This is a genomic window from Streptomyces sp. NPDC058646 (assembly GCF_042716875.1).
Taxonomy (GTDB): domain Bacteria; phylum Actinomycetota; class Actinomycetes; order Streptomycetales; family Streptomycetaceae; genus Streptomyces.
The window spans coordinates 77593-84317 of record NZ_JBHXRK010000031.1 but is presented as its reverse complement, the minus strand read 5'-3'; the positions used below and the strand labels follow the sequence as shown (position 1 = coordinate 84317).

Below are 6725 nucleotides of genomic sequence, written 5' to 3'. Positions count from 1 at the left end.
CCGCCCTGCGCGTACCTCACAACCCACAGCTACCGGAACGGTCCGGAAGCTGTCAGGCGAACAGCTCCGACATCACCCAATCAAGTTCAATAGCGCCAGGTCCCGGCCGGAGGCGAACACCTCACGGGCAGCCTGCTGCTCCTTCGTCGGCTCCATGGCCGTGAATTCCTCTCTGGGAAGCGCGGCTTCATGTACCGCAACCCGAGGCTTCAACAGCGATGGCCGACCGTCAAGGCAGTCATATCTTCGGAAGCCAGTTCCGGCCGAACCAGGGCAGGGTCTGCAAGGCAGCACCGCGAGCGTGTGTGCTGCCGGTTTTCCCCTGACGGTGATGTCCGACAGGTGCTTGCCGCAGGCGTCGATAACGGCATGGGAGGCGTTCCAGCTTCCCTTCCTGCACCGGTTCCACTGGCGCGAGAATCTGGCAGTCGGGGAACGCCTGGCTCCCTGGGTGCCACCTCCGGCTTGATCGGTCTCGTCCTGTTCGGCCGCCCTGCAGTGGTAGAGCTGGCCGAGCAACCGGTTGAAGAGATTGCGCTGGGCGGCGGCGTGCCAGCCGGAGTGTTCGTCGCGTCCGCGCCGGTAGTGGGCTTTGGCCCCCATGGAGGCCGTCAGGAACGCGAAAGCCCAGAATGAGGAACCACAGCAGGCCGCGTGCCTGTCCGCTGGGCCGCATTCTGAGGAGACAGCGGCCTGGGTCTGTCGGGAGGCGAAACGGCCCCGCTTCGCAAGAAGCGGGGCCGTTTCCATCCGAGGGTGGGGCTGGGTCGCTCAGGCGTGGCTGTGGTGTCGCTTGTTGCCGGTGACCAGTCGGTAGATGGCGAGGAGGATGACCGAGCCGATGATGGCGGCGATCCACGTGGAGACGTCGAAGAAGCCGTCGATGGAGTCGACGCCGAAGATGACCTTGCCGAGGAAGCCGCCGAGCAGGCCGCCGGCGATGCCGATGAGCATGGTGATGATGACGCCGCCCGGGTCCTTGCCCGGCATGAGGGCCTTGGCGATGAAACCCGCGAGCAGTCCGATCAGGATCCAGGCGATGATGCCCATGCGCTTCTCCTACCTCGATGAATAAAGCCGGTGTTAACAACCGTCTTCACCGCGCCGGAGGTTTCAAACGTTCGGAACTTTTGATCATTGCAGCCCCCGCCCGTTAGGGCTGTTCGTAGCGACGGCTTGAGACGTGGTTCGGGGCGAACGCACTGAGGTTCCTCCAGTGGCGGTCCAGCCCGGCGTCGGTTGCACGGCGCGCAGGGTCGGCCGTCAGGCCGAGGAGCCGGGGGTGCGGATCGGTGGCACGGTCACCGGCGTCGGAAGCGGGCAAGGTCCGACGCCATGGAGCCCGGGCCGCGCTGGGCCCGGTGCTTCTGCCCCTGATCGTTCTGGTTGCCCACCAGCGGGCCACCAGAACGCCGGTCGATATCGCAACGGCTGTGACGGCATACGCGGCGTGGGGTGCGGGCATGGCTTCCTCCAACGGACAGATTCAGGGGTCTCCGCATCGGCACGGGAGGGCGGTGCACGCCGTCCTCACGGTCCGGCTGCCCGCGGCCAGGCCGCGCACCCGTCGTCCAGGGGTCTCGCAGGTCAGGTCACGCTCACGCGCAGCGCGTACAGCTCACCCCTGCTCATCGCTGCCGCCTGTTCCTGAAGATCCGCACGGGAGAACCGGAGCAACGCCCGGTCCGCGGCCTGGGCCAGCAGCGGAAGGAACTCGGTAGCAGGGCGCAGCCGCGGTGCGTCGCGCGAGTTCCGCAAAGGCCTCGTGACGGGAGGCGCCGTAGGTGCCCGTGCTGTCGGCGGGCAGCCGGTCCAGGTGCTGTCTGCTTACGCTGATCTCGCCCATGGCCGGTACTCCATTCCGACGGGGCCGGCCGCTCCAGCCTCTTCGCTCTTCGACGTTACGGACGGGCACTGACAACCAGGCCCCGGCGGGGATAGGCAGCCGCCGCAGGCCGGCGCCGCGGTGGTGACCGGTGGCCGCGGCACAGCGTGGTCCGTGCATGGACCTGGACGACGAAGACTTCCTCGGCGTACTCCTGGACGCCGCCAGCACCACCCGCCTCAAGCTCGTCGCCGGCGATGAAGCCCGGGTGGTCCTGATGCAGCTCGGCGCGCTCGGGGAAGAGACCCGCTCTTTGAGCATGTGCGGGGCGAGGGCCCCACCGGGGATCGGTACTTCTTGGCGGGCTTCGCCGTCTCATCGAGCAAGGCGCACACACGGCTGAGCTGGGTTTCGGATCGTGGCCCCACGCCTACCGGACTGCAGGGCGGCAGAGGTGGGCGCACTGTTCCATCTCAGGGGGTTTGTCGGTTGGGGCATGCGCTTCGCGCGCATTGATCGTTTCGCCTTCTGTCCTGACCAGTGGAAGTTGGTCTAGGCTGCCGCAGTCGTCGGCACCGACGCCGGCGCGGCAAGGAGATGCAGACGATGCCGCAAGCGGGACACGCGACCAGCCCGGCAGGCACGCCGGGGCGGGAGGCGCTCAGTGCCGTGGATGAGGCGGCCCGGATGGAAGCGGTGCGCCGCTACGACATCCTCGATACCCCGCCGGACGGCGCGTTCGACCGTGTCGCGGCGATGGCGGCCCGGCTGTTCAAGGTGCCGGTGGCGAGCGTGACGATCGTGGACGAGGACCGGATCTGGTTCAAGGCCGCCCACGGTCTGGAAGGCGTGAGCGAGATCGGCCGCGAGCCGGGGCTGTGCGGCTCGGCGGTCCTGGCCGACGAGGCCCTGGTGATCCCGGACACTCTCACCGACCCGGTTGCCTGCACCAACGCTCTGGTCACCGGGCCCATGGGGGTCCGCTTCTACGCTGCCGCGCCGATCACCACCCGTGACGGGCACCGGCTGGGCACCGTCAACATCCTCGACACCAAGCCCCGCCTGATCACCGAGGACGACACCGCCACCCTCGCGGACCTGGCCTCGATCGTGCTCGACGAGCTGGAGGTGCGCCTGTCGGCGCTCAACGCCCTGCGCGCCGAGCAGGAACGCCGCCGGGAGCAGGAGGAGGCGCGGCAGCGCGCGGAGCGGGACAAGAGCGCCATCGAGGCGTTCGCCTCCACGCTCCAGCGGACCCTGCTGCCGCCGGCGCTGCCCGTGGTGCCGGGGCTGGAGCTGGCCTGCCACTACGCCACCGCCTCCCCCCAGAACGTGGGCGGCGACTTCTACGACGTCTTCCCCCTCGGCGGCAAGAGGTGGGCGTTCTTCCTGGGAGACGTGTGCGGCAAGGGCCCCGAAGCCGCAGCCCTGACCTCTCTGACCCGCTACACCCTGCGCGCCGCAGCCCTCATCGACCCGGACCCCGACGTGGTTCTTACCTCGCTGAACACGGCGCTGCTGCTGGACCCGGCGGTCGGCACCCGGTTCTGCACCGCCGTCTTCGGCGTCCTCGCACCGCACGAGAAGGACGGGTTCACCGTGACGGTGGCCACCGGCGGGCACCCCCCGGCCTTCCACCTGCGCGACTCCGGGGCGGTGGAAGCGGTGCAGCTCAAGGGAGGCATGCTCATCGGCGCGCTCGCCGAGGCGCACTTCGCCTCCCACACTCTCCACCTTGCCCCGGGCGAGGGACTGCTCCTGTATTCGGACGGGCTGACCGAGGCCCGGACCCTGGGCGGTGAAATGATCGGCGAAGAGGGCCTGACCCGCTTCCTTGCCGCCCGCACCGCACCCGTCAGCGCGGCGGCGGTCATCGAGGACACCGTCGGCCTCCTGGACACCATGCCCCACGGGGCCGGCGACGATGTCGCCCTGCTGGCCCTGTCCGTCCCCCTCACCGATATCGCGGACGGCCTCACCGCCACTGCCACCGCCCACTCCATCGCCCCCGCCGGCGAGATGCCGGAGAGCCGACCGTGACCGACTTCCGCCTCACCGCACAGCACACCGACGGCGACCTCGCCCTCGCTCATCTCGCCGGGGAACTCGATATCGACACCGCCCCCCACCTGCGCACCCAGGCACTCGCCCTGATCGAACAAGGCCACCGGCACCTGATCCTGGACCTCCAGGCCGTCACTTTCTGCGACTCCTCCGGCTTCAACGCCCTGGTCGGCATCTTCCGCTGCGCCAAAGCCGCCGACGGCACCCTGGTCCTCGCCGCCGTCCCCGACCGCCTGCAACGAATGCTGAACCTCACCGGCCTCGACACCCTGCTACCCGCCCACCCCACCGCCGCCCACGCCCTCACCGCACACACCCCCAGCCAGAACACAGCCACCGCATAACCCCGCATAGCCTGAAAGGCTGCGCGCGTACCTCGACGCACGCCCAGGGGAGCCGTGCGTACCCGGTGCCCGAAGTTGGTGATGCTGACCAACGCGGACTCCCACTCATCTGGTGACGGAGCATCGAACTTCACTGCTCAGCCGAGGCCGCCAGCGCCCAGGAGGCTGCCGCTGAGGAGGTCGGTGACGGGATGTGCTGTTTCTGCCGGATCCTGTGGCGCCGGGGAGGCCCGTCGGCAGCAGGTCGGCGCTGCCGCATTGGTTGAACGGGCTCCCAAAATGGGGAGCCCCGGAAGATTGCCGGTAGATGCTCCGGTGCCGTGCGGTGGCCCCGTCAGCCCGGACGCCGTGGTGGTTGTTGCAGTTCGTGCCGAAGGCCGGGGACAGGAAGTTTCCGACGCCGCCGGCCCAGGCCGGGGATGCCGTCAGGGCAGCCTCCAGCAGAGCCACCCTCCACAACACGTCCGCGGGTCAAAGTGCGCGTCATCATGAACGGCCCGACGATCACACCCCTACACGAACACGAGCCACACCTGTTCAGCGCCCAGCCCACGGACCGGCCGGAGGGGGCGAGGGAAGGCGGGGCCGGGAGTGGGCCGGCCTTGTCGCGAGGCAAGACGCAGTACGGCCGGTGGACCGCGACCAGACCGCGGCGCCGATCAGCGACTACAACCGAACCGGCTGATCACGGGGGCAAACCGGGCCGCGGCAGGCGGCAAGGGCTGGGCACGCGGGTAGCGGCGCCCGGCATCGTGACGGCCGCAAACCCTGGGCAGACCGCCACGGCCGACACGCCGCCGCGGGGATCGACCGGGCGGCGGCGCGCGGCCGGCAAGGGGGCGGTCCGTCGACGGTGCCTAGCGGATGTGTGCCTTGACCTGGCCGTAGACCGTTCGGTCGGTGCGCAGTCCCATGTGGTCGAGGCAGGCGGTCGTGGTGTTGACGGCTCCGGTAAGGGCAACGCTGCTCGCGGGGTTGATGATCCTGTCGCAGGGCGAGCTCCAGGTGGCGTAACGGGGGGTGCCGGGGGTCTCGTCACCGGCGTTGAGGGCGTTGAGGAAGGCGGATCCTGGCCGCATCTCCACGCAGGGGGCACCGCCGCACCAGCGTGCGGTCTCGGTGCCGTGGTTGGGCCCGGCCAGGGAGACCCACGCGTCGACCTTGGAAGCACCGTCGAGGTTCTTGAGGTAGTAGCGCGAGGACAGGGCGCCCATCGAGTGGGTGACGACATCCACCTTCGTGGCGCCGGTGGCGTCCAGGACCCGATTGATCTCGTCGGCCAGTTGTTCTGCGGTGGTGGCGTTGGACTGCGTGGCGCTGTATGTCCACTGGTCGAGGTGGCCTGCCGGCCAGCCGTCAGCACGGAAGCGGTCGGCCATGGTCTGCCAGGTGGAACCGTCGGAGTTCCAGCCGTGGACGAAGACGACCGGATCGAGGCGGTCGGCCGTGTGCTGGTCGCCTGCGGCGGCTGCGGGGGTGGGAAGGAGGGGTATGAGCGCGAGGAACACATCCACCAGGACCTGGCCGACGCCGCCCTGCGCATGAGGGAAGAGAACATGGACGCCCGAATCCTGCCGACCGCACAAGCTCTGGACTGACGCCGGCTCCTCCGGCATAACACCAGCGGAACCTCCCCGAAAGCGCTGGCTCAGTGTGGCGCTGGGACCCACCCAACGGCGGGGCCCAGCGTCACGTGTACGGAGCAGCGAGGGGTCAGTCCTGGGAGACGGCCTGGAGGAGGTCGCCGACCTTCGCGTCCGGCAGCGCGCGGGCGACATCGGCGAACGCGACGATACCGACCAGCGTGTGCCCGTCGATGACCGGCAGGCGGCGGACCTGGTGCTCGCCCATCGTTCGTAGGATCTCCGCCGCGTCGTCGTCTGCTCCGATGGTGATGGCCTCGCCCTGGGCGAGTTCGCCGGCCTTCACCGAGCCGGGGTCCTTGCCGGCGCCCAGAACCTTCACCACGATGTCCCGGTCGGTGAGCATGCCCTTGAGCTTCTCGTCCGTGCCGCAGATCGGCAGCGAGCCGACTCCCAGCTGCGTCATCTTCTTCGCCGCTTCGAGCACCGTTTCCTCGGCGCCGATACACGTCGCATCCGCCGTCATGATCTCGCGGGCCTTCGTCATCCGTCGTACTCCTTCTTCTCGTCTGCGGGGATGCGGCCATGCCCGCTCACGTGGACCGGCCACGGGACCTATGGGTGCCCCCTGTCCTTGCCGGGTAACGACATTTGCCCTACAACCACCCCAGCTGGCTCGCTGACCGCTGTACTGACCAGTCCGGCCCGCCGGGACGTTTTCTCCAGACGCCGATGCCGATGCGTTCGGACTGCTTACGAGTTCACGCATGAGGGCCGGGGGCCACGCTTTCATGCCCATGACTGAAGGCAGCCCTCGCACTTACCACAGCGTTTGGGAGGCGGCCCATCGGTGGGCCTTCCGGGGCAAATGCCGCGTGCGCCCGCGTTTGACGGTCGTGGGCCGGGTAG

Annotated in this window: 7 protein-coding genes; 3 read left to right on the top strand and 4 right to left on the bottom strand. The window is 69.1% G+C overall.

Annotated elements, in window-relative coordinates; translation table 11 throughout:
• Positions 1 to 72: 72 nt before the first annotated feature.
• Both ACFWUZ_RS30455 and ACFWUZ_RS30450 read right to left on the bottom strand, forming a co-directional pair.
• Positions 73 to 603: a hypothetical protein gene (locus tag ACFWUZ_RS30455; protein WP_384379994.1), complete on the bottom strand. Its 531-nt coding sequence runs from the start codon at positions 601 to 603 to the stop codon at positions 73 to 75.
• A 168-nt stretch (positions 604 to 771) separates the two neighbouring features.
• Positions 772 to 1050, bottom strand: a complete 279-nt coding sequence (locus ACFWUZ_RS30450; protein ID WP_384379991.1) for a GlsB/YeaQ/YmgE family stress response membrane protein — start codon at positions 1048 to 1050, stop codon at positions 772 to 774.
• A 953-nt stretch (positions 1051 to 2003) separates the two neighbouring features.
• On the opposite strand from ACFWUZ_RS30450, the gene ACFWUZ_RS30445 reads away from it, so the two are divergent.
• The 3 genes from ACFWUZ_RS30445 to ACFWUZ_RS30435 all read left to right on the top strand — a co-directional run bounded on the left by ACFWUZ_RS30445 (position 2004) and on the right by ACFWUZ_RS30435 (position 4233).
• Complete coding sequence (locus ACFWUZ_RS30445; protein ID WP_384379988.1) at positions 2004 to 2228, top strand: hypothetical protein; 225 nt, start codon at positions 2004 to 2006, stop codon at positions 2226 to 2228.
• Between the two features lie 203 nt (positions 2229 to 2431).
• Positions 2432 to 3865, top strand: coding sequence for a PP2C family protein-serine/threonine phosphatase (locus ACFWUZ_RS30440; RefSeq protein ID WP_384379985.1), 1434 nt, complete (start codon positions 2432 to 2434; stop codon positions 3863 to 3865).
• Entirely contained in the window at positions 3862 to 4233 is a 372-nt protein-coding gene (locus ACFWUZ_RS30435; RefSeq protein WP_384379982.1) for an STAS domain-containing protein, read from the top strand. Before ACFWUZ_RS30440 ends, ACFWUZ_RS30435 begins: the two co-directional genes overlap by 4 nt.
• 857 nt (positions 4234 to 5090) lie before the next feature.
• Here ACFWUZ_RS30435 and ACFWUZ_RS30430 read toward each other — a convergent pair.
• Together ACFWUZ_RS30430 and ACFWUZ_RS30425 are read right to left on the bottom strand one after the other, a co-directional pair.
• The gene (locus ACFWUZ_RS30430; protein ID WP_384379978.1) at positions 5091 to 5747 is read right to left on the bottom strand and encodes an esterase/lipase family protein; all 657 of its coding nucleotides are present in this window, start codon (positions 5745 to 5747) and stop codon (positions 5091 to 5093) included.
• 199 nt (positions 5748 to 5946) lie between these two features.
• Positions 5947 to 6363, bottom strand: coding sequence for a CBS domain-containing protein (locus ACFWUZ_RS30425; protein ID WP_384379975.1), 417 nt, complete (start codon positions 6361 to 6363; stop codon positions 5947 to 5949).
• Between the last annotated feature and the right edge of the window lie 362 nt (positions 6364 to 6725).